The 20,459-nt window shown below is 39.6% G+C and carries 20 protein-coding genes; 1 reads left to right on the top strand and 19 read right to left on the bottom strand.

What is annotated here, in order from left to right; translation table 11 throughout:
• Positions 1–23 precede the first annotated feature (23 nt).
• The 4 genes from tuf to rpsL form a co-directional block, all read right to left on the bottom strand.
• Complete coding sequence (gene tuf, locus HCB38_RS13655; protein ID WP_003739865.1) at positions 24–1,211, bottom strand: elongation factor Tu; 1,188 nt, start codon at positions 1,209–1,211, stop codon at positions 24–26.
• Between the two features lie 108 nt (positions 1,212–1,319).
• Positions 1,320–3,407, bottom strand: coding sequence for an elongation factor G (gene fusA / locus HCB38_RS13650; protein ID WP_003724965.1), 2,088 nt, complete (start codon positions 3,405–3,407; stop codon positions 1,320–1,322).
• 65 nt (positions 3,408–3,472) lie between these two features.
• Positions 3,473–3,943, bottom strand: coding sequence for a 30S ribosomal protein S7 (gene rpsG, locus HCB38_RS13645; RefSeq protein WP_003722012.1), 471 nt, complete (start codon positions 3,941–3,943; stop codon positions 3,473–3,475).
• 30 nt (positions 3,944–3,973) lie between these two features.
• Positions 3,974–4,387, bottom strand: coding sequence for a 30S ribosomal protein S12 (gene rpsL / locus HCB38_RS13640; protein ID WP_003720973.1), 414 nt, complete (start codon positions 4,385–4,387; stop codon positions 3,974–3,976).
• 256 nt (positions 4,388–4,643) lie between these two features.
• Between rpsL and HCB38_RS13635 the strand changes: the two genes are divergently transcribed.
• A complete protein-coding gene (locus HCB38_RS13635; protein ID WP_185638793.1) occupies positions 4,644–6,035 on the top strand; it encodes a deoxyguanosinetriphosphate triphosphohydrolase in 1,392 nt (463 codons plus the stop codon).
• A gap of 37 nt (positions 6,036–6,072) precedes the next feature.
• Here the strand turns inward: HCB38_RS13635 and HCB38_RS13630 are convergent, their stop codons facing one another.
• From HCB38_RS13630 to HCB38_RS13560, 15 genes are all read right to left on the bottom strand, one after another.
• Positions 6,073–7,470, bottom strand: coding sequence for a deoxyguanosinetriphosphate triphosphohydrolase (locus HCB38_RS13630; RefSeq protein WP_185638792.1), 1,398 nt, complete (start codon positions 7,468–7,470; stop codon positions 6,073–6,075).
• Between the two features lie 15 nt (positions 7,471–7,485).
• Positions 7,486–7,965 (bottom strand): GNAT family N-acetyltransferase, encoded by a 480-nt coding sequence (locus HCB38_RS13625; RefSeq protein WP_185319779.1) that lies wholly within the window; start codon positions 7,963–7,965, stop codon positions 7,486–7,488.
• A 132-nt stretch (positions 7,966–8,097) separates the two neighbouring features.
• Entirely contained in the window at positions 8,098–8,742 is a 645-nt protein-coding gene (gene rpe, locus HCB38_RS13620) for a ribulose-phosphate 3-epimerase (protein WP_185619599.1), read from the bottom strand.
• Positions 8,739–10,754 carry a transketolase gene (gene tkt, locus HCB38_RS13615; RefSeq protein ID WP_185638790.1) on the bottom strand — a complete coding sequence of 672 codons (2,016 nt, stop codon included), beginning with the start codon at positions 10,752–10,754 and terminating at the stop codon, positions 8,739–8,741. The genes rpe and tkt overlap by 4 nt, the downstream gene beginning before the upstream one ends.
• A 33-nt stretch (positions 10,755–10,787) precedes the next feature.
• Complete coding sequence (locus tag HCB38_RS13610; RefSeq protein WP_185319776.1) at positions 10,788–11,462, bottom strand: ribulose-phosphate 3-epimerase; 675 nt, start codon at positions 11,460–11,462, stop codon at positions 10,788–10,790.
• An 8-nt stretch (positions 11,463–11,470) separates the two neighbouring features.
• The gene (gene rpiB, locus HCB38_RS13605) at positions 11,471–11,911 is read right to left on the bottom strand and encodes a ribose 5-phosphate isomerase B (RefSeq protein ID WP_003764201.1); all 441 of its coding nucleotides are present in this window, start codon (positions 11,909–11,911) and stop codon (positions 11,471–11,473) included.
• A gap of 194 nt (positions 11,912–12,105) precedes the next feature.
• Positions 12,106–13,137, bottom strand: coding sequence for a zinc-binding dehydrogenase (locus HCB38_RS13600; RefSeq protein ID WP_185638788.1), 1,032 nt, complete (start codon positions 13,135–13,137; stop codon positions 12,106–12,108).
• 1 nt (position 13,138) lies between these two features.
• Positions 13,139–14,191: a galactitol-1-phosphate 5-dehydrogenase gene (locus HCB38_RS13595; protein ID WP_070211020.1), complete on the bottom strand. Its 1,053-nt coding sequence runs from the start codon at positions 14,189–14,191 to the stop codon at positions 13,139–13,141.
• Positions 14,192–14,227: 36 nt separating this feature from the next.
• Entirely contained in the window at positions 14,228–15,499 is a 1,272-nt protein-coding gene (locus HCB38_RS13590; RefSeq protein ID WP_003722022.1) for a PTS galactitol transporter subunit IIC, read from the bottom strand.
• 61 nt (positions 15,500–15,560) lie between these two features.
• The gene (locus tag HCB38_RS13585; protein WP_003722023.1) at positions 15,561–15,842 is read right to left on the bottom strand and encodes a PTS sugar transporter subunit IIB; all 282 of its coding nucleotides are present in this window, start codon (positions 15,840–15,842) and stop codon (positions 15,561–15,563) included.
• A gap of 55 nt (positions 15,843–15,897) precedes the next feature.
• The gene (locus HCB38_RS13580) at positions 15,898–16,362 is read right to left on the bottom strand and encodes a PTS sugar transporter subunit IIA (RefSeq protein ID WP_003724974.1); all 465 of its coding nucleotides are present in this window, start codon (positions 16,360–16,362) and stop codon (positions 15,898–15,900) included.
• Positions 16,363–16,395: 33 nt separating this feature from the next.
• The gene (locus HCB38_RS13575; RefSeq protein ID WP_185319773.1) at positions 16,396–18,465 is read right to left on the bottom strand and encodes a BglG family transcription antiterminator; all 2,070 of its coding nucleotides are present in this window, start codon (positions 18,463–18,465) and stop codon (positions 16,396–16,398) included.
• Positions 18,466–18,835: 370 nt separating this feature from the next.
• Positions 18,836–19,648 carry a putative ABC transporter permease gene (locus HCB38_RS13570; protein ID WP_185619595.1) on the bottom strand — a complete coding sequence of 271 codons (813 nt, stop codon included), beginning with the start codon at positions 19,646–19,648 and terminating at the stop codon, positions 18,836–18,838.
• 77 nt (positions 19,649–19,725) lie between these two features.
• Positions 19,726–20,088, bottom strand: a complete 363-nt coding sequence (locus HCB38_RS13565; protein WP_185638787.1) for an MmcQ/YjbR family DNA-binding protein — start codon at positions 20,086–20,088, stop codon at positions 19,726–19,728.
• A complete protein-coding gene (locus tag HCB38_RS13560; protein WP_185319770.1) occupies positions 20,085–20,453 on the bottom strand; it encodes a VOC family protein in 369 nt (122 codons plus the stop codon). The genes HCB38_RS13565 and HCB38_RS13560 overlap by 4 nt, the downstream gene beginning before the upstream one ends.
• Between the last annotated feature and the right edge of the window lie 6 nt (positions 20,454–20,459).

Below are 20,459 nucleotides of genomic sequence, written 5' to 3'. Positions count from 1 at the left end.
GTCGGTTTGAATCGTATCAGATATTATTTGCTGATGTTAGAAACAACGCCAGCGCCTACTGTACGTCCACCTTCACGGATAGAGAATTTAGTACCGTCTTCGATAGCGATTGGTGCAATTAGTTCAACTGCAAGCTCAATGTTATCACCAGGCATTACCATTTCAGTACCTTCTGGAAGTGTAACAATACCAGTTACGTCAGTAGTACGGAAATAGAATTGTGGGCGGTAGTTGTTGAAGAATGGAGTGTGACGTCCACCTTCTTCTTTAGTTAAAACATAAGTTTCAGCTTTGAAGTTAGTGTGTGGAGTAATCGAACCTGGTTTAGCTAATACTTGACCACGTTGGATATCTTCACGAGCAACACCACGTAGAAGTGCGCCAATGTTGTCGCCAGCTTCAGCGTAGTCTAGTAATTTACGGAACATTTCTACTCCAGTTACTACTACTTTTTTGCTTTCTTCTTCAATACCGATAACTTCTACTTCGTCACCAACTTTAACTTGTCCACGTTCAACACGTCCAGTTGCAACTGTTCCACGACCAGTGATTGAGAATACATCCTCAACTGGCATCATGAATGGTTTGTCAGTATCACGTTCTGGAGTTGGAATGTAAGAATCTACAGCTTCCATTAACTCGTCAATTTTAGCTTCCCAGTCAGCTTCACCTTGAAGTGCTTTAAGAGCTGAACCTTTGATTACAGGAATGTCATCGCCAGGGAATTCATATTCAGTTAATAGATCACGAATTTCCATTTCAACTAATTCTAGTAATTCTTCATCGTCAACCATGTCACATTTGTTCATGAATACAACGATGTATGGAACACCAACTTGACGTGAAAGTAAGATATGTTCACGAGTTTGTGGCATTGGGCCATCAGCAGCAGATACTACTAAGATAGCTCCGTCCATTTGTGCAGCACCAGTGATCATGTTTTTAACGTAATCGGCATGTCCTGGGCAGTCAACGTGTGCATAGTGACGGTTGTCAGTTTGGTACTCAACGTGAGCAGTAGAGATTGTGATTCCACGTTCTCTTTCTTCTGGAGCACCATCAATTTGGTCATAAGCTTGTGCATCAGCAAAGCCTTTTTTAGCAAGTACAGTTGTAATTGCAGCTGTTAAAGTAGTTTTACCATGGTCAACGTGTCCAATAGTACCAATGTTAACATGGGGTTTAGAGCGGTCAAATTTTTCTTTTGCCATTTTAAAATATCCTCCTCGATAATTCAATAATTATTTTTTACTTAGCTTAAATTTAAACTAAGTAATACTTCTAACTAAAGTTATACTTGATGTTGCGAAAAAAATCAATTAATCTTCTTTGTTGTTTCCACCATTAGCTTTAATGATTTCTTCAGCAATAGATTTAGGAACTTCTTCATAGTGGTCAAATTGCATAGTGTATACACCACGACCTTGCGTACCTGAACGAAGGTGAGTTGCATAACCAAACATGTTTGCAAGTGGCACGAATGCGCGAACAACTTGAGCGTTACCGCGAGCTTCCATACCATCTACACGACCACGACGGGAAGTAATGTTACCCATGATATCACCAAGGTATTCTTCTGGGATAACAACCTCTACAGCCATCATAGGCTCAAGGATTACAGGGTCACATTTCTTAGCAGCATTACGTAAGGCCATTGAAGCAGCCACTTTGAAGGCCATTTCATTGGAATCGACGTCATGGTAAGATCCGTCGTAAAGTTTTGCTTTGATGTCAATCAGTGGGTAGCCTGCAAGTACACCATTATCTAGTGCGCCTTCAAGACCTGCTTGTACAGCTGGGATGTATTCACGTGGAACAACCCCACCAACGATTGCATTTTCAAATTCAAATCCTTTACCTTCTTCGTTTGGTCCGAATTCAATCCAAACGTGACCATATTGTCCACGTCCACCAGATTGACGTACGAATTTACCTTCAACTTGAGCAGATTTACGGAATGTTTCACGATAAGAAACTTGTGGATCACCAACGTTAGCTTCAACGCGGAATTCACGTCTCATACGGTCAACAAGGATGTCAAGGTGAAGTTCACCCATACCGGAGATAAGAGTTTGGCCAGTTTCTTGGTCAGTTTCAGCACGGAAAGTTGGATCTTCTTCCGCTAGTTTCGCAAGAGCTTGCCCCATTTTATCTTGGTCAGCTTTCGATTTAGGTTCGATAGCGACTTGGATAACTGGTTCTGGGAATTCCATGGATTCTAAGATAATTTGTTCTTTTTCATCACATAAAGTGTCCCCAGTAGTTGTATCTTTAAGTCCTACGGCAGCAGCGATGTCACCAGCGTATACGATTGAAATCTCTTCACGGTGATTAGCGTGCATTTGAAGGATACGTCCAACACGTTCACGTTTACCTTTAGTCGAGTTTTGTACATATGAACCGGAATTCAAAGTACCGGAATAAACACGGAAGAAAGTTAAGCGTCCAACATAAGGGTCAGTCATAACTTTGAATGCTAGGGAAGAGAATGGTTCTGAATCATCAGCGTGACGAGCAGCTTCTTCTCCATCAGGCAATACGCCGTTAATAGCTGGAACATCTGTTGGTGCTGGAAGGTAATCAAGTACTGCATCTAACATTGGTTGAACACCTTTGTTTTTGAATGCTGTACCACAAACTACAGGATAGAACTCAACGTTAAGTGTTCCTTTACGGATACCAGCTTTAAGTTCTTCTTTTGTAATTTCTTCGCCTTCTAGGTATTTCATCATTAGCTCTTCGTCAAGTTCAGCAACTGCTTCCACTAATTTACCGCGGTATTCATCTGCTAAGTCTTTCAGGTCAGCTGGAATTTCTTTAATATGAGGGTCATTTCCTAAATCATCTTCATAATACAATGCGTTCATTTCGATTAAGTCAATGATACCTTCAAATGTATCTTCGGCCCCGATTGGGAGTTGAATTGGGTGCGCGTTGGCAGCCAAACGTTCATGCAAAGTACCTACAGAATATAGGAAGTCTGCGCCGATTTTGTCCATTTTGTTGACGAATACTACACGAGGAACCCCGTAAGTAGTAGCTTGACGCCAAACTGTTTCTGTTTGTGGTTCTACACCAGATTGTGCATCTAGAACCGCAACAGCACCATCAAGTACACGAAGCGAACGTTCAACTTCAACTGTGAAGTCTACGTGTCCTGGTGTATCGATAATGTTTACTCGGTAGCCTTTCCATTGAGCTGTTGTCGCAGCAGAAGTGATAGTAATACCACGTTCTTGCTCTTGCTCCATCCAGTCCATTTGAGAAGCACCTTCATGGGTTTCACCAATTTTGTGAATACGCCCTGTATAGAAAAGGATACGTTCAGTAGTGGTAGTTTTACCCGCATCAATGTGGGCCATGATACCAATATTACGAGTCTTTTCTAAGGAGAACTCTCTAGCCATGTTGTATTTCTCCTTCCATAAAACAATTTTTCAGGCAATACGCCTGGAATTTGTTAGTGATTTTTTTACCAACGATAGTGAGCGAACGCTCTGTTAGCATCAGCCATTTTATGTGTATCTTCGCGTTTCTTAACAGAAGCACCAGTGTTATTGGCAGCATCCATGATTTCGCGAGCAACACGTACTTCCATTGTTTTCTCTCCACGAAGGCGAGCATAATTTACTAACCAACGAAGACCAAGAGTAGAACGACGGTCAGCACGTACTTCGATAGGTACTTGATAGTTAGCACCACCTACACGGCGAGCTTTAACTTCAAGAAGAGGCATAATGTTCTTCATAGCTTGTTCAAATACTTCCATCGGATCTTTACCAGTTTCTTGTGCAATGATATCGAATGCGGAATATAGGATAGCTTGAGACTTTCCACGTTTTCCGTCAACCATCATTTTATTAATTAAACGAGTTACTAGTTTCGAATTATAAATCGGATCTGGTAACACGTCACGTTTAGCAACAGGACCTTTACGAGGCATCGGATATCCTCCTTTCATATTTTATAAGTATTATTTTTTAGGTTTTTTCGTACCGTATTTAGAACGGCTTTGTCCTCTATTTTCAACACCAGCTGTATCAAGCGCTCCACGAACGATATGATAACGTACCCCTGGTAAATCTTTTACACGTCCACCACGAATAAGAACAACACTATGTTCTTGTAAGTTGTGACCAATACCAGGAATATAAGCTGTTACTTCAATACCATTACTCAAACGTACACGGGCATATTTACGAAGCGCCGAGTTAGGTTTTTTAGGAGTCATGGTACCAACACGAGTACATACGCCACGTTTTTGCGGAGAGTTAACGTCTGTTAGTTCTCTTTTAAAACTGTTTAGGCCCTTGTTCAAAGCAGGTGATGTAGATTTTTTAATTTTAGATTGACGAGGTTTGCGTACTAATTGGTTAATTGTAGGCATGGGATAAATTCCTCCTTCCTTGTTTAGTAGTTCCACACATCCAGGTGGTTCATTTTTTCGGTAAAATAAAATGGCTGTAAGTTTGACCTACAACGCTGTTTTATTTTCAGACCTCTGTTTATAGTAGAGGCACCTTGAATATAGTAACACCTTGACGCTCGGATGTCAAGGTGATTTTCTATATAATCTATCGCAGATATTGTTTGATTATTCACAATGATTGTATTAATATAAAATTAAAAAAGGATGATTAGAGATGGAATGGACAACTTTGTTAAACGGAAGAACACCAGATCGTGAAAGAACGACCAACACTTATGATTTAAGAAACGTTTTTGAAAATGATTATCAAAGAATTATTCTAAGTGCTTCATTCCGAAGACTTCAAGACAAAACCCAAGTATTTCCTTTAGAAAAAAATGATTTCATTCGAACTAGATTGACACATTCCTTAGAAGTGTCAACTATAGCCAAGTCCATGGGAACAATGGTGGGAACAAAAATTGTGAGAGACAAAATTGACCCACTATTTACAGTAGAAAATATTCGAGAGCTATCTGACCTTTTAGCTTCGGCTGGATTACTCCATGACATAGGTAACCCACCCTTTGGTCATTTTGGTGAAACAGCTATAAGACAATGGTTCGCTAAAGAACTCCCTTTACTTAAATTAGGCAAAATTTCAATAAATACTATTTTAGAAGAACAAATGTGTGGAGATTTTTTAAATTTCGAAGGAAATGCACAGGTTTTACGTGTAGTAACGAAGCTTCATCAGCTTTTTGAAAACAGTTATGGCATGAATTTAACCTCAGCTACTCTAAATTCATTTATTAAATATCCTGTTAATTCTTTACAAATAGATAAATCACATATTAAAAGTAAAAAAATGGGTTACTTTTACGCTGAAAAAGACATTTTTAAAAAAATCACTGAACAAACTGGTACTTTTGATAACAGACATCCTGTCACCTTCTTGTTAGAAGCCGCCGATGATATTAGTTATTTAATAGCTGACTTAGAAGATGCAGTAAAAAAAGGAATTGTGTCCATAGATACTGTTATAGAAATATTAAATTCAGAGCTAACTCCATCAGATTATATCCTTAAAGACTGTTTCGATGAATTGGTACAAATCAAAGAAAAATGTACAAAAGATATTTCTATATTCCAAGCGTGGTCTGCAACAAAAGTCAGAGGAATATTAATAAAGTCTGTTGTGAAGAATTTTTTCGATAACTACTCTACAATAATGGCTGGTACTTTTGACAAAGCCCTATTAGAAACAAGTAAAGCTAAAGGCTTAGCTAAAGGTTTAGAAAAGGCTTGCTTCACTCAAATTTTTACAGATAAAAAAATTATTGCCTCAGAACTTGCAGGTAAAAAAATAATTTATGGACTACTAGATCTTTTTGTTCCTGCAGCAATCTATTATGATTCCGACATTGAAGACCCTAATAAAGATGAATCTAAACGATTAATAAAATTGATATCTGATAACCACCTTTCTTCTTATCATAAAAATGCAAAAGATAAAAATCAGATAGAAAAGCTTTATTTACGTTTATTATTAGTTACTGATTTCATATGTGGAATGACTGATACTTATGCAAAAGATTTGTATCAGGAACTTAATGGTATCTATTAAAAAAGTGTCCACAGAATAATTCTGTGGACACTTTTTATTAGCTTAGTCCATTCAACCGTTGATATAAATCTTTCGCGTAGCTGTCGGTCATACCGCAAATGAAGTCGGTTACGAGGAGTAATCGCAAGTAAAGTTTCATTGTTTCGCTTTCGCCTTCTGCGTTTTTGCGGTAACAGCCTAGGTAGTTGTCGGAAATCAAGGTTAGTAGGCGTTTATCTTTGGCTGTTTGGCGTTCTGGTGTTTCGCTATCATAGTAGATAACGGCTGGAATGAACGTTTCGAGTAATTTGGAAATGATTTCGTTGCCGGCGATTTCCGATTCAACAATGCCTTTATCTTGGTAAATATACGTGAATGATAGACTTTGTAAAATTTGTACGAGTTGTTCGGCGCTTGAAGCATCGATGAGCGAGTCGTTGAATGTGCCTGCCATAATGGCATCGTAGTTTGCGTAAAACACTTCAAGTGAGCGATTGATTAGTTGACCGCGGACGTTCGATGCTAGCCATTGTTGTACGATGAAACTTTCTTCTTGTCCTTCGTAGCGCTCGCTTTTTTTCTTAAGTTCGTTGTAGCACGCGGCAGTGACTTTATTGTGCTCTTCCACTTCTTCAAAACCTTTTAAGATTTGCGTGATGTTGACAATGCCTTTTTTCACGCCGTCTTCTAGGTCGGCATTTAGGTACGCGATGTCGTCTGCTACTTCTAGTAAATAAGTAAGCGGATGGCGATTGTCAAGCGCTTCTGTTGCAGTTGTTATTTCATTAAAAAGAGATTCATCGGCGTAAAAATAGCCTAGTTTTTTGCTTTTGATTTGCTTTTTATTTACTTTTAAAGAAGAAACTGGATATTTGATGACTGCGTTTAAAGTGGCGAATGTTAGGTTTAAGCCGTATTGGTCGAAAAGATAATGCAGTTTGGAAACTACACGGAGCACTTGCGCATTACCTTCAAAGTAGTAAAAGTCTTCTTTCATTTGCGGTGTTAGGATTTCTGCTAGACTTTTATTTTTGTAAGTGATGGTTGCTAGATTGTCGCGGAACCACTCACGGATACTTTCTTCACCAAAGTGACCGAACGGCGGATTCCCCATATCGTGTAAAAGTCCTGCACAAGCAAGGATTTCCGGGATTTTGTCCGCATGATTTTTTGTAAAATTTTGGTCTAATTTTTCTTCTTGAATCGTGTGTGTAACCATGTTCCCCATTGATTTTGCGATGGTGCTTACTTCCATTGAATGGGTTAGTCGTGTACGAACAAAATCGCTTTTTTCTAGTGGGAATACTTGGGTTTTATCTTGTAAACGGCGAAACGATGCACTCATGACGATACGTTGAAAGTCATTTTCAAAAGCGCTACGTACGTCGGTGTTTTTCGAACGAGTGACACCGGATTCGCGGCGGCGTTTGTCATTTAATAGTTTGTCCCAATTCATTTGAATTCCATCCTTTCATAGATTGCTTAGTTTTTCCATTTCGGCTTTAGAGAGCCTATGTACGGTCCATTCTGACATTTTTTCTGCACCAATTTTTTCGTAAAAATCCATACCTGATTTGTTTTCATTTAAGCACCACCATTCAAATCTGCCGCAGTCTCGTGCTAAAGCAAGTTTGGATAAATAGCTGAAAAATTTTGTTCCAAAGCCCTTTCCGCGCATTTCTGGAATGATGTAAAGGTCTTCTAAGTATAAGCCTTTTTTGCCAAGTAAAGTAGAAAAATTATGGAAAAAGAGTGCGAAACCAACTGGCTCCCCTTCGTATTCAGCGATAATTACTTCGGCAGATTTTTCTTGAAAAAGGGCTTTGTGTAGGCCAGATTCGGTTGCTACTACGTCTTTTTCAATGCCTTCATGAATTGCAAGTTCGGTAATAAAACGAAGAATTAACTTCGTGTCTTGTTCTGTTCCGTTTCGAAATGTTAGTCGTGTCATCTATCTCTTCCTTTTTGTTGTCGTATTAATTTAAGTATAAGCTAGAGCGCAGGATGTATCAATTAAAAAAATATCTACTATATAATATAAAAAAACTAGGCGCTTTTTGGGCAACCTAGTTTTTTTCGTATTTTATTTTTTTAAGTCTTGAATACAGGTTGCTTTATCTGTTGCCCCGAAGAAGTATGATCCAGCAACGAGGATATCTACACCCGCTTGTTTACATTTTTCTGCAGTTTCGGCATTTACACCACCATCGACTTCGATAACATAGCTGCCGTTATTTTCTCGGCGCCAATTATCAAGATATCGCATGTTTTCAATCGTTGAATTAATGAATGATTGTCCACCAAAACCTGGATTTACAGTCATTTGTAAAACTAAATCTACGTCGCCCAAAATAGCATCCAGCACACTCGCCGGAGTTCCCGGATTAAGCACGACTCCCGCTTTACAGCCCGCTGCTTTAATTTGTTGAATGACGCGGTGGATGTGCGGTGCTGCTTCGATGTGTACGGAAATAATGTGTGCTCCAGCTGCTGCAAATTTTTCAATATAGTTTTCTGGGTTTGAGAGCATTAAGTGGACATCCAGTGGAATAGTCGCCGTTTTATTAATTTGCTCGACCATATCAATTCCAAACGTTAGATTCGGCACAAAATGTCCATCCATGACATCGATATGAAGGTAGTCAGCGCCAGCCTGTTCTGCTTCTTTAATAGAATTTGCCATATTCATATAATCAGCTGCAAGTAAAGACGGGGCTACGAATGTCATACGCGCACACCGGCTTTCGCAATCATAGCTTCGACACGATTCGCCACATTTTCTGGCGTAAATCCATAAGCGTTAAACAAATCTTTCGCAGGGGCAGATGCGCCGAAGTGATCGATTCCTAACATATCGCCTTCTGATCCAATAAATTCTTTCCAACCAAATGTTGCCCCAGCTTCAATCGCAAATCTCGCTGTGACTTCTTTTGGTAAAATGCTTTCTTTATAAGCATCGGTTGTTTTTTCAAAGCGTTCCCAGCTCGATAAACTAACAACTGACACGTCGATATCTTTTTTCGCAAGTTCATTTTTTGCTTTGATGGCAAGGGACACTTCGGATCCTGTTGCGATAATGATAGCGTCTGGTTTGGAACTATTTGCTGGTGCTACGATATATGCACCTTTTTCGACGCCTGCATCTACTTCTTCTTGGTCATTTTCAAGTACTGGTAAGTCTTGGCGTGATAATACAAGTGCGATTGGACCGTGCGTGTTGGTCGCAGCAATTTCCCAAGCCGCGCGAGTTTCTTTGGCATCGGCTGGACGGATAACTGTTAGGCCTGGCATGGCACGGAGCGAGGCTAGTTGTTCGATTGGTTCATGTGTCGGGCCGTCTTCACCTACAGCGATACTGTCATGCGTGAATACATATGTTACTGGAAGTTGCATTAAAGCAGCCATCCGCATTGCTGGACGGACATAGTCTGAGAAGACGAAGAAAGTGGAGCCAAATACTCGCAAACCGCTATGAAGTGCCATTCCGTTCAACATTGCTCCCATCGCAAATTCGCGCACACCGAACCAGATATTTTTACCAGCTGGGTCTTGAATGCTGTATGCTGGGCTCGCATCAATAAATGTTTTATTCGAGCACCCTAAGTCAGCGGATCCCCCGAACAGTTCTGGTAATTCGGCTGCAATTGCGTTAATCATTTTTCCAGAAGCAGAGCGCGTTGCGACATTTGTACCTGCTTCGAAAGTTGGCAAATTGGCGTTCCAATCAGCTGCTACTTTTCCCGCTAACACGCGGTCTAATTGGCTTGCAAGTTCTGGGAATTCTTTTTTGTAATTAGCGAGCATTGTATTCCAAGCGCCCTCTAGTTTTTCTCCGCGCGCTTTGTAATTTCTTAAGTAATCACGGACTTCAGCTGGTACTGTGAAAGGCTCTTCTGCCCATTCGTAATGCTCTTTTGCACCATTTGCTTCTTTTTCACCAAGCGGAGCACCGTGACTTGCGGAGCTGCCTGCTTTTGTTGGTGCGCCATAACCGATGACTGTTTTCACTTCGATTAGTGTTGGCTTCGATGTTTCTAATTTAGCTTGAACAATTTTTTCTTGAATAGCAGCTAAATTGTTTCCGTCTTCTACGCGTAAAACTTGCCAGCCGTATGCACGGAAACGGTCTGCTGCATTTTCACTGAACGTTGCACTTAAATCGCCATCTAAACAAATATCATTGGAATCGTATAATACGATTAATTTTCCAAGCCCTAAATGTCCTGCAAGTGAGGCTGTTTCTGATGCTACACCTTCCATCAAATCTCCGTCACCGCAAATCGCATATGTGTAATGGTCAACAATTGGATAATTAGGTTGGTTATACTCAGCCGCTAAATGAGATTCCGCAAGCGCCATACCAGCAGCCATACCAATCCCTTGTCCAAGCGGGCCACTCGTTGCATCAACTCCCGCAGTCCATCCAAATTCAGGGTGTCCTGGTGTCAAACTATCTAATTGACGGAACTGTTTTAAGTCCTCCATTTTCACATCATAACCAAATAAATGAAGCATGCTATAAAGTAGTGCGGACCCGTGTCCTGCTGATAAAACAAATCGGTCGCGGTTAAACCATTCTGGGTTGGCTGGGTTAAATACTAAATGTTTCGCAAATAGCATATACGCCATTGGAGCTGCTCCCATCGGCATTCCTGGGTGTCCTGAGTTTGCTTTCTCAATCATATCAATGGATAACGAACGAATCGTGTCTACTGCTTGTCTATCTAGTGTTTTTTTCAAAACTGTCATCTCCCTCAAATTGTTTGTGCTTTATTACACATGTTTTTCTACGTCTGACCAAATGCGTACTAGTCTTTCTGCATAACTCGTTTTATCTCGGTCATGAAATAACGCGGATGTGCCTAGTACATAAATGTCTGGTAGACAATCTCGCATCAAGCCTACTGTTTCTTTATTAATATTGCCATCTACTTCGATAAGCGGCGCATGCACTTTCCCTTCTAGTTTTGCTTTTAAATCATGCAATTTTTGTAATACATTTGTTTGAAATTTTTGCCCTGCAAACCCAGGATTTACCGTCATCATTAACACCATTTCGACATCATCTAAATACGGGTAAATGGCTTCAATCGGGGTTTCCGGATTTATCGCAATCGATGGTTTAATATTGTAAGAACGAATTTTTCGGATTACTTCTGACACATCTTCTGCTACTTCCACATGAAACGAAATATATTCAGGTTTCGCAGTGGCATACATGTCAATATATTTAAGTGGGGTAATCGTAGCCAAATGTATGTCTAAGGGGATTTCTGTGTTATTTCGCACTATTTCCAAATATTCTGGACCTAGTGCTAGATTATTCACATATATACCGTCCATCACATCGCAGTGTAGTAGTTCCACGCCAGCAGATTCGAGGCGCTGGAGCTCATCACCTAAATGTAGTTGGTCTGCACACATAATTGAAGCGGCTATTTTTCTCATTTCCATCCTCACTTTCTTTCAAGTTCAGTAATTTTATCCAAGCGACGTTTATGACGATCTCCTGCAAATGATGCCTCAAGCCAAGTATCAACAAGTAAAAGAGCCAATCCTTCGCCGATAACGCGTTCGCCCAGGCAGAGAACATTGCTATTATTATGTTCACGAGTAGCACGCGCTGAAAAAGTATCAGAAACAACTGCTGCACGGATTCCGTCTACTTTGTTAGCAGCGATACTCATGCCTATTCCAGTCCCACAGCACAAAATCCCAAGATCAGCTTGTCCGCTTACTACTTGATTCGCAACTTCTTCCGCATAAGACGGAAAATCGACACTTTCGTCTGTATATGTTCCAATATCAACAACTTCAATATCTTTTTCACGTAAATGTTTCACAATGGCATCTTTTAGTCTACGTCCGCCGTGGTCGCAACCAATTGTTAATTTCATTTAATTTCACCTTCATTAATAGATTTTTTTCTTTTAACGTCTTATAATGAAATGGAACCGAGAACATACGCGAATATGTTCTCGGCTCATTTCTAAGGATGACTACTGTAAAACATCTGAGCCCGAGAAGCTTTGGATTCGTTTGCACGGTTATCCTTTTTTTGATGTTTTTTCATACAGCCCATCCTCCATTATTAAGATTTCACTAATACTTTAATTTCATTTCCTGCCATAACTGCCTCGAAAGCCTCGCGCCAGTCGTCTAAACCATATACTTTAGTAATCATTTTATCCGTATTGATTTTGCCATTAGCAAGTAAATCGAGCGCCAAAATCCAAGAAGATGGTTTTTGCGAACGGCTGCCGATATAAGCAATTTCACGTTGGATAATAGATTCTTCGTCAATTGCATTTTTCTTTTCGGCAAAAAGTCCTACTTGAATAAAATCGCCTTTTTTCTTCGTTAGAGGTAATCCTTGGTTTACAGCTGGTACTGCACCTGAACAATCAAATACGCGTTCAGCTCCGTAACCATCCGTCATGCCGAGCACAACTTCAGCTAAGTCTTCTTTTAAGGTATCAACAATCCGGTCCATTCCAAGTTCTTTTGCTAGACGTAAGCGGTCGCTATCCTTGGTAATTCCTGCCATGATTACCGTTGCCCCTTGCGCTTTTACAACTTGAGCGAGTAATAAACCAATTGGACCAGGTCCGAAAACAAGTACTGTGTCATCTGGACGAATCGTTGTTTTTTCAAGCGCTGAATGCACGCAACATGCAAGCGGTTCTGTTAGTGCTGCTGCTTCTAGCGAAATACGTTCATCAAGCACGTGACAACTTTCCTCGCAAGACAAAACAAATTCTGCAAAACTACCATTTGCTTGCGTACCAATGCCGCGACGATTGCTACATAAATTGTAATCATGTTCTTTACAATAAATACATTCTCCACAAGTTTCAAAAGTTGTTTCACTTGTGACGCGGTCTCCCACTTTGATACTTGTCACATCTGGACCAACTTCCACAACGACACCAGAAAATTCATGTCCCAGTGTGACAGGGGTTGTTGGATTTTTGTATTCACCTTTAAACGTATGGATATCTGATCCGCAAATACCTGTAAATGCTACTTTTATCTTTACTTTGTCGCCATAAACTTGTGGTTCTTCCACGTCTCTTAGCTCCATTTGATCATATCCGGGATTTGTTTTTACTACTGCTTTCAAATTAATCGTCACCTTTCTGCGGCAATATCATCACTTTGTTATAATCATGCTCTCTGGAAAGAATCATATCAAACGCTTCTTTCGTTTCCTCTAGCTTATAACGATGCGAAATTAGTGGTTTCAGCTTAATTCGACCTTGTTTCACAAATTCAATCGATGTACGCCACTCCTCACCTGGGAATGGTGCCGAGTAAGAATTCCAAAAACCTTTAAGCGTAAGTTCACGTCTAAATATATTTTCAAAAGCTTCTTCGTGTAAAAGTACATCTGCGTAAGCTATTCCTAGAAATCCAACTTTACCTTTTTTCTTCGTTACAAGAAGGCATTGTTCTTGGGTGATTTTCGAGCCAGCACATTCTAGCGCAATGTCAGCACCTAGACCATTCGTATAAGCGAAAACTCGTTCTTTCAGGTCTTCATTTTTAGGATTAATGGTATATTTACAACCAAATTCCCGCGCATCCGCTAACTTTTTATCACTGATATCGACAGCGATAATATCTTTCACACCCGCAAGAAGTAAGCATTGTACAACCAAAATCCCGATTGTTCCAATCCCAAATACGATAACTGTATCACCAAGTCTTGGTTCAATCCCAAGTACCCCGTGCATCGATACAGCAAGCGGTTCAATCATCGCACCTTCTTCAAAATCAAGGTCGCCGATAGAAATGACATTGTCTGCTTTCATTACGACATTCTCAGCAAATCCGCCGTGGAAATGTGATCCCACCATCCGGTAGTTATCGCATAGTGCGAAGTCGCCCGCTTTACAATAATTGCATTCCATACAAGGCTCGAGCGGAATCCCCGCAACCCGGTCGCCGATAGCTACGTTTGTTACTTCGCTACCAATTTCTGTAACTACACCTGCGAATTCATGTCCCATTACAGCAGGCAGTGGGTATTTCCAGCGTGTTTGCATTTTATGAATATCCGATCCACATATTCCAACTGCTTTTACTTCGACACGAACTTGATCTTTTCCACAAGTCGCTTCATCAATTTGTTCTGCTTTTATTACATTATTCTCGTATAACACAGCTGCTCTCATGTTACTATCACCTCTTCTATATCATTAAAACAAAACTTAGAAAATAGCTGCCCAAGCTTGAGAGAATTTAAGAATAACCCAGTTAAAGAAGTTACCACCCATATCAAGTGTACTAACTTGTGTTGCTCCTTTAGGGAATTCGTAAACACCTTTCATCATTTCTGTATGCACAAGACCGAAGTCAGTTGCCATAAGAAGCGCTAGTGCAATAACTACAGTTCCAGCTAAAACAGAGTGAAGAATGTTACCTTTACGAGATGCTACTACGAAAGATACGTAGAATGGAATAGTTGCCAAGTCACCAAAAGGAAGTACTTTGTTACCAGGAATGATAACCGCTAAGAAAAGAGTGATTGGAACAAGGATTAAACCAGTAGAAATATTCGCTGGGTGACCAATTGAAAGTGCTGCATCAAGTCCGATATAAAGCTCGCGGCCTTTGAAACGAGATTTCATGAATTCACGAGCGGATTCTGAAATTGGAATTAAACCTTCCATTAAAATTTTAACCATACGAGGCATTAAGAACATTACCGCACCCATGGACATACCAAGTTGTGCCACTGCCCCAACGTCATAGCCTGCAAGAATACCGATTGCAATACCTAGAATAAGACCCATCATCATTGGTTCCCCGAAAATACCAAAACGTTTTTGAATAGTTTCTGGGTCAACATGGATGTTTTTAATACCAGGGATTTTAGCGATTAGCCAACCAACCGGAATACCGATGAAACCGAATGCTGCTGTAGAACCTGTTGGTAAGGAGATCCCTTTTAAGCCATAAAATTCTTCTACCATAGGTTGTGTTCTGTCTGCCATCCAAAGAACAGCAACTTCATAGATAATCGCACAAAGAATCGCGAACCACCAGTTACCACCAGTTACGATATAACCAGTCGCGCCTGCTGCGATAAAGTGCCAGTAGTTCCAAATATCAATATCAAGTGTTTTCGTAACTTTGAAGAAAATAAGTGCTAAGTTAACTACCAAACAGATTGGAATTAGAATTGCTGCAACTGGAGAAGCCCATGAAGCCGCGGCTGCTGCTGGCCAACCTGCATCAATAATTGTTAAATTCAGTCCAAAACGCTCAACCATTTGTTGTGCTGCCGGACCTAAGTTACTAGATAGTAAACTAATAACAAGGTTAATACCTACAAACCCGATACCAATCGTAATCGCTGAACGAAGCGCTTTCTTTGCTGGTACTCGGAAAATTAATGCAATAAAGAAAATCATAATAGGCAAAATAACTGTAGGCCCCAAGTTTAAAACATACTGTACTCCTGACAGAAGTGTATCCATTTAATATTTCCTCCTTTTTTTCTCTGTTTAATGATGATTTCTAAACTCCCTTGCGCAGCCTTTATTTAAGGTGCGCAAGTATTTCTTCGTCAAGCTCTTCCATACCCATACCAGTGATATAAGAAGTTGCAATAATAGCTGGGATTTTGTAAGTTGTTGGTAAAATAGTTGTTGATACGATTAAATCTGCTCCATCTTGCATGGATGCTGCTTCTGAGATTTTAATTTGTTTTACTTCTGCATCCACATTGTTTTCTTTTACCAAACGTTCTACTCTGTCTGTTACTACTGTTGATGTTGCAATTCCTGCTCCACAAGCTACCAAAATTTTAAATTGTCCCATGATAAATTCCTCCTAATTAATTGCTGCGATTTCCCGCGGCTAATTTTCCTGTTTTTTAAACGGTAATAGTTTCTAAAATTTGTTTTACTTCGTCTTCATCTTTCGCTCTGAGTAATGCGGCTACATTGTCTTTATCTTGAATCGTCCCCATCAATTGCTGAAGTACCGCGAGCTGGCTGTGAGGTTCATTTAGTCCGAGTACGAAAATCAAATTCGCTTCAACCGTTTGACCAGCATCTTCCATTAATTTAAATGGAATGCCATCTTTCACAGTGATTACGGCGATAAATTGTTCCGTAACGCATTCTGGATCCGTGTGCGGTAATGCCACGCCGTATCCATCTAATTTTAGCCCCGTTGGAAAGGTTTGTTCACGGTCTGTTAGTCTTGTTAAAAAGTCATCCGTTACATATCCTTCAGACTTTCCACTTTCTGCGACCATTTGGAATAGGTCCTCTTGTTTCTCGATATCCGATTGAACCCAAACCATTCCTTTTTTCAAAAATTGTACTAAATCCATTACGAAATCCTCCTGTAATTCTTTCTGACTTCTCTACATTGTCTTTTTTGTTTCCAAGTCCGTGAAGTTTTTAATTATTTGGTGCATTTCTTCTGTATTTCTGGCATCCGCAAGTTTTTTCAGTTCTTTTTTGTTCTCCGATAATTCCATCAATTGTAGTAAAGCTGTGAAGTGAGCATTTTTATCTATGGCTGCAATGACGACGATAAAATGTAGCTCTTTACCACCTTCTAGCGGCAAGCCTTCCTCTACATATAGCAAGCTCATTCCGAGGCTATTTACTCCTTTTTCCGTTTCAGCATGAGGGATAGCTATCGTATTACGGAGAATGATGTTCATAATCGGTGCCGGATATTGCCGTTTCATTTCTTCCACATAGGCTGGCTCCACCACTCCCGCTGAAAGTAACGGTAAAGCTGCATCATAAATTGCTTCATGCCAGTCTTTCACAGATTTCTTACGTGTGATTCGTGTTACTTCAAGCAAATCTGCGAGTGTGCTTTTGCCTGTGTGTTTGGATATGTTTTCTTCTGGTACTGGCATTAAATAGTCTGCTAGCACTTTTTCAAGACGGGCAGCATCCTTAATATCAGCAAATTTGGAAATAGTTTTCATTAATTGGTCGACGCTGATATTCACCTCATCCACTAAGTAAACAGACCGCATCACCCGGCGTCTAAGCTCGAGGCGCTCTTTTCCATCCATCAATTGATTAATTAGGAAAAATTTCTTATCGGTCGAAAGTGGCACTGCGGAAAATACAATGTCATAGCCTAACTTTGTTTGTTCAAATTCTCGAATCGACATCGCTTGATAGAAAAATATTTCTGGGAAAAGGCTTCGTAATGTTTTTTCCATCAATCTCGAAATCGACAATCCATTCGGACAAACCACGACTGCTTTTAGCCTTGTTTGCAATTTTTCCGTGGATTCGATTAAATGCCCTCCAATAAAAAGGGTAATAAATATGCTTTCATTTTCAGGAACTTTGCTACCAATAAAACGTTCTAATGGCCTGAGCGACTCTTTCACGATGTAATGCACGGCTTGGAATTCTTGATCAATCTTGTCTAAAATGCTGTAATCTGTTGTAAGATGATACTTAATCCGATAATACGCAGGTTTAATATGTGCAAATAATTTTTCAAGTAACGATTCTTTGTCTACTAGTTGAATACAAGCCTTTTTCTCAAATTCGCTTAGAACTTGTTCCAGCGCCAGTCTTAACTTATGTGTTTCCTCCGATTTCAAATATTGTTTCGGAAGTACATTGGAAGTTAAAAGCTGTAATGTGATGTACATACGCTCTGCTTCTGGCATATTTGGCTCTTCTTCAATAAAAATCTCTGCTGCTCCGTATTCCCGAGTATCTGACAATTCATTGTAGTCAATCAGGAAAGATGTCGTAATTGTTTGCCCCTTCTTCATCCGCCGAAAAACAGCTTCTAAAATGTAAGGCAGTATTTGCATTTTATTGTCAATAAAATGCAAATTTAAGTGATGCTCCACTTGTTCCAATTTTTCCCGAAGCTCTTTAATTCTTGCTTCGTCCACTTGCATGAAATCCTGTAAATACTCTTCGCCACCAAAACTTTCTATAATGTGTTCTGCCGCATAAATGAGTGCTGTCCGCTGATTCCACTCATCTCCCTCAATTAAATAGCCACGCATCCGCGAATATTTTACTTCAAGATTGAATTTATCGAGTGTTTTCTGTACCAGCTTCAAATCTCGTAATACGGTGTTCTTACTCACCTCCAGCTCGCTTATAAAGTGATTAAGGGATAACTCTTCACTTCCTGTTGTTAACATGAGGATGATTAAACTGGCACGTTCCTTTTCTGACGGAATATACCAATCTGTTTTTTCGCCATCTTCCTCACCAATGATTTGAAACAGGTCAGGTTCTACGATAAATCGACCATTTGCAGCACGATGAATCTTCGGATAAGTCTGTTCTTCTAGCCAGTTGTTAATTTTTTGGAAACTATAGTCGACTTGTCTTCGAGTTAAACCGAATTTGGCTTGTAAGTTCGTACTCGATGTGTCAGGATGTCGTAAGAGTTCTTTTAAAAGTGAATTACTTCTCTCATCCAAATACATGTTAGTTCCCTCCTGTTCGTTTTAATTATAAATCTAAATCTAATAAAAATGTACACGCTTTCATCCCAATAACTTGCGGAAAGAATGTACATCATTGGGCTTTACTTGTGACTTTTTTAACAAACCTGTTATTTGTAAATATGCAAAAGTTGCTTGTAAAGCTTGCTATATAGCGTGATTATGAAACTTCTGGAAGAGAGGTAAAATTTGCTTTGAAACAAAAATGAGAATGAAGTAATGGAGTTTTGCGGGGCGTTGTTTCTTCTTAATCATACAAAAGATAAACGGTTCTTTCTATACGTTTTGTAAAAAATCACGCAAAAAAAGGCACAAATGATAAAAAATACCATTCGTGCCATAGTCAGTGTACCTATTTTCTTTTTTGCTTATCCACTCTAAGCAAACTTTTGTTGAAGTTCTTAAAAGGTGCTGCGCGTTTCACTTTCATTTTCGGGAATGATTTTAACATTCGTCGTTCATTAAATTTAAGTTTGCGCATGCTGGCAGCAAGTTCTTTGTCTTGTTTACGTTTTGCTTCGATTTCAGCAATTTTCATATCGACATTTTCTTGTTTTTTCAAAAGTCCTTCTTCAAATTCTTTCGCTCGTTCTTTTACACTTGCTTTTAGCTCGTTCGCTTGTGTGTTTAGTTTTTCATTAAATTCAGCAAGTGCTTTTTGGAATGATAGCATACTTGTGACAGATTTAATGGTGTCGATAAGCATCAGAACCACGATAAGCGAAGGAATAATCCAGCCACCCCAGCTTAAAATCCAATCCGCAAATTCAGTGACAAGTGGATGCAAGAAACGTACAACGATAATACAAGCAAATCCCCAAAAAATCGAAATCGGCAAGCAAATTCGTCCTTTTACATTTAGCGGCCAGTTGTGATAATCCCACCATGTTGTATGGAATAATGCTTCCAAAACCGTTGCAGTAATATATTCAATTACCGTACATATAATCATCGAAAAAATAAATAAGGCCCATAAGTTATTTTGAAATGGTAAAATCATCATTAAAACTGCCGTTACCCCAAACCCGTAAATGGGGCAATATGGTCCATAAAGAAAACCACGATACACTAACTTCTTCTCTGAAATCGAGCAAAAAACTTCTTCCCAAGCCCATCCGAGAACAGAATAAATGAAGAAGTATAGGATAAACATATTAATATCCATCTTTTCATCCCCTTTTTGTTTTCTTTTTCACAATCATCTTTATTATAACAGAACTAGGAACTTTTCAACTAAATTAGTCAAAAAGTTCCTAGTTCCGCTTGTTTATATTTGGGTAATTTATTCTTTGCTTCTAAGTAAGCATGGTGAATTAATGCTCGAATCAAGTCTTTATTTTGCTCGTCTTCTAGTAAGACTGAAATCCAAACCCGCTTATTCATATAATAACCTGGCACAACAGTAAGGTTTTCCGCGCGAAGTTGCTCACTTTTTTCAGCATTACACTTCAATGTTAAAATAGGTTTTCCTTCTTTATTCGTCCCTCGCATCGCCATTAATTGGTCAATCACATGGTAACGTTCTGCTTCCCATTCTTCTTTAAAGGAATAGGTTACGCCTGGAAGATTGCTGATTTCATCTCGTATCCAATCAAATTCACTCATTCGCCAGGCTCCAAAATCATGATTTTATTACCATCTGGGTCAAACAAATTAAGTTCGCGCCCACCCCATTCAGCCACACGTGGTTCCGGAGTCACAACACCTAAATCGCGAAGTTCCTGATACATGTCATCCAAATTAGTATCACAAGAGAATACAAATTCCACCTTAGATTCACTTGTTTTGCCCCATTTACCACTATTCCAGACAATAATCCCAGGAGCATTTTCGGAAAAGCCTAGTTTTGCGCCATCGTAATTATCGTACCCTTCAAAGATAAGAGGGATTCCCAGTTTTTCGTGATAAAAGGAGACTAGCTCTGCCGGATTTTGCGTGGAAATATTCGTACAAACAAATTCATTAATCATTTAAAG

The sequence above is a fragment of the Listeria farberi genome (genome assembly GCF_014229295.1).
GTDB classification, from domain to species: Bacteria; Bacillota; Bacilli; order Lactobacillales; family Listeriaceae; genus Listeria; species Listeria farberi.
Note: the sequence above shows the minus strand (reverse complement) of the source record. Positions and strands in the feature narration are given on the sequence as shown.

What these genes read in the sequence shown, in the direction of transcription:
- HCB38_RS13580 (WP_003724974.1), bottom strand. Translation starts at nt 16,362, where the DNA reads ATGGATTTAGTACAATTTTTGAAAAAAGGAATGGTTTGGGTTCAATCG.
- HCB38_RS13625 (WP_185319779.1), bottom strand. Translation starts at nt 7,965, where the DNA reads ATGACACGACTAACATTTCGAAACGGAACAGAACAAGACACGAAGTTA.
- HCB38_RS13590 (WP_003722022.1), bottom strand. Translation starts at nt 15,499, where the DNA reads ATGGATACACTTCTGTCAGGAGTACAGTATGTTTTAAACTTGGGGCCT.
- HCB38_RS13560 (WP_185319770.1), bottom strand. Translation starts at nt 20,453, where the DNA reads ATGATTAATGAATTTGTTTGTACGAATATTTCCACGCAAAATCCGGCA.
- rpe (WP_185619599.1), bottom strand. Translation starts at nt 8,742, where the DNA reads ATGACATTCGTAGCCCCGTCTTTACTTGCAGCTGATTATATGAATATG.
- HCB38_RS13610 (WP_185319776.1), bottom strand. Translation starts at nt 11,462, where the DNA reads ATGAGAAAAATAGCCGCTTCAATTATGTGTGCAGACCAACTACATTTA.
- rpsL (WP_003720973.1), bottom strand. Translation starts at nt 4,387, where the DNA reads ATGCCTACAATTAACCAATTAGTACGCAAACCTCGTCAATCTAAAATT.
- HCB38_RS13575 (WP_185319773.1), bottom strand. Translation starts at nt 18,465, where the DNA reads ATGTATTTGGATGAGAGAAGTAATTCACTTTTAAAAGAACTCTTACGA.
- HCB38_RS13635 (WP_185638793.1), top strand. Translation starts at nt 4,644, where the DNA reads ATGGAATGGACAACTTTGTTAAACGGAAGAACACCAGATCGTGAAAGA.
- HCB38_RS13595 (WP_070211020.1), bottom strand. Translation starts at nt 14,191, where the DNA reads ATGAGAGCAGCTGTGTTATACGAGAATAATGTAATAAAAGCAGAACAA.
- tuf (WP_003739865.1), bottom strand. Translation starts at nt 1,211, where the DNA reads ATGGCAAAAGAAAAATTTGACCGCTCTAAACCCCATGTTAACATTGGT.
- fusA (WP_003724965.1), bottom strand. Translation starts at nt 3,407, where the DNA reads ATGGCTAGAGAGTTCTCCTTAGAAAAGACTCGTAATATTGGTATCATG.
- HCB38_RS13570 (WP_185619595.1), bottom strand. Translation starts at nt 19,648, where the DNA reads ATGGATATTAATATGTTTATCCTATACTTCTTCATTTATTCTGTTCTC.
- rpsG (WP_003722012.1), bottom strand. Translation starts at nt 3,943, where the DNA reads ATGCCTCGTAAAGGTCCTGTTGCTAAACGTGACGTGTTACCAGATCCG.
- HCB38_RS13565 (WP_185638787.1), bottom strand. Translation starts at nt 20,088, where the DNA reads ATGAGTGAATTTGATTGGATACGAGATGAAATCAGCAATCTTCCAGGC.
- HCB38_RS13630 (WP_185638792.1), bottom strand. Translation starts at nt 7,470, where the DNA reads ATGAATTGGGACAAACTATTAAATGACAAACGCCGCCGCGAATCCGGT.
- rpiB (WP_003764201.1), bottom strand. Translation starts at nt 11,911, where the DNA reads ATGAAATTAACAATTGGTTGCGACCACGGCGGACGTAGACTAAAAGAT.
- HCB38_RS13585 (WP_003722023.1), bottom strand. Translation starts at nt 15,842, where the DNA reads ATGGGACAATTTAAAATTTTGGTAGCTTGTGGAGCAGGAATTGCAACA.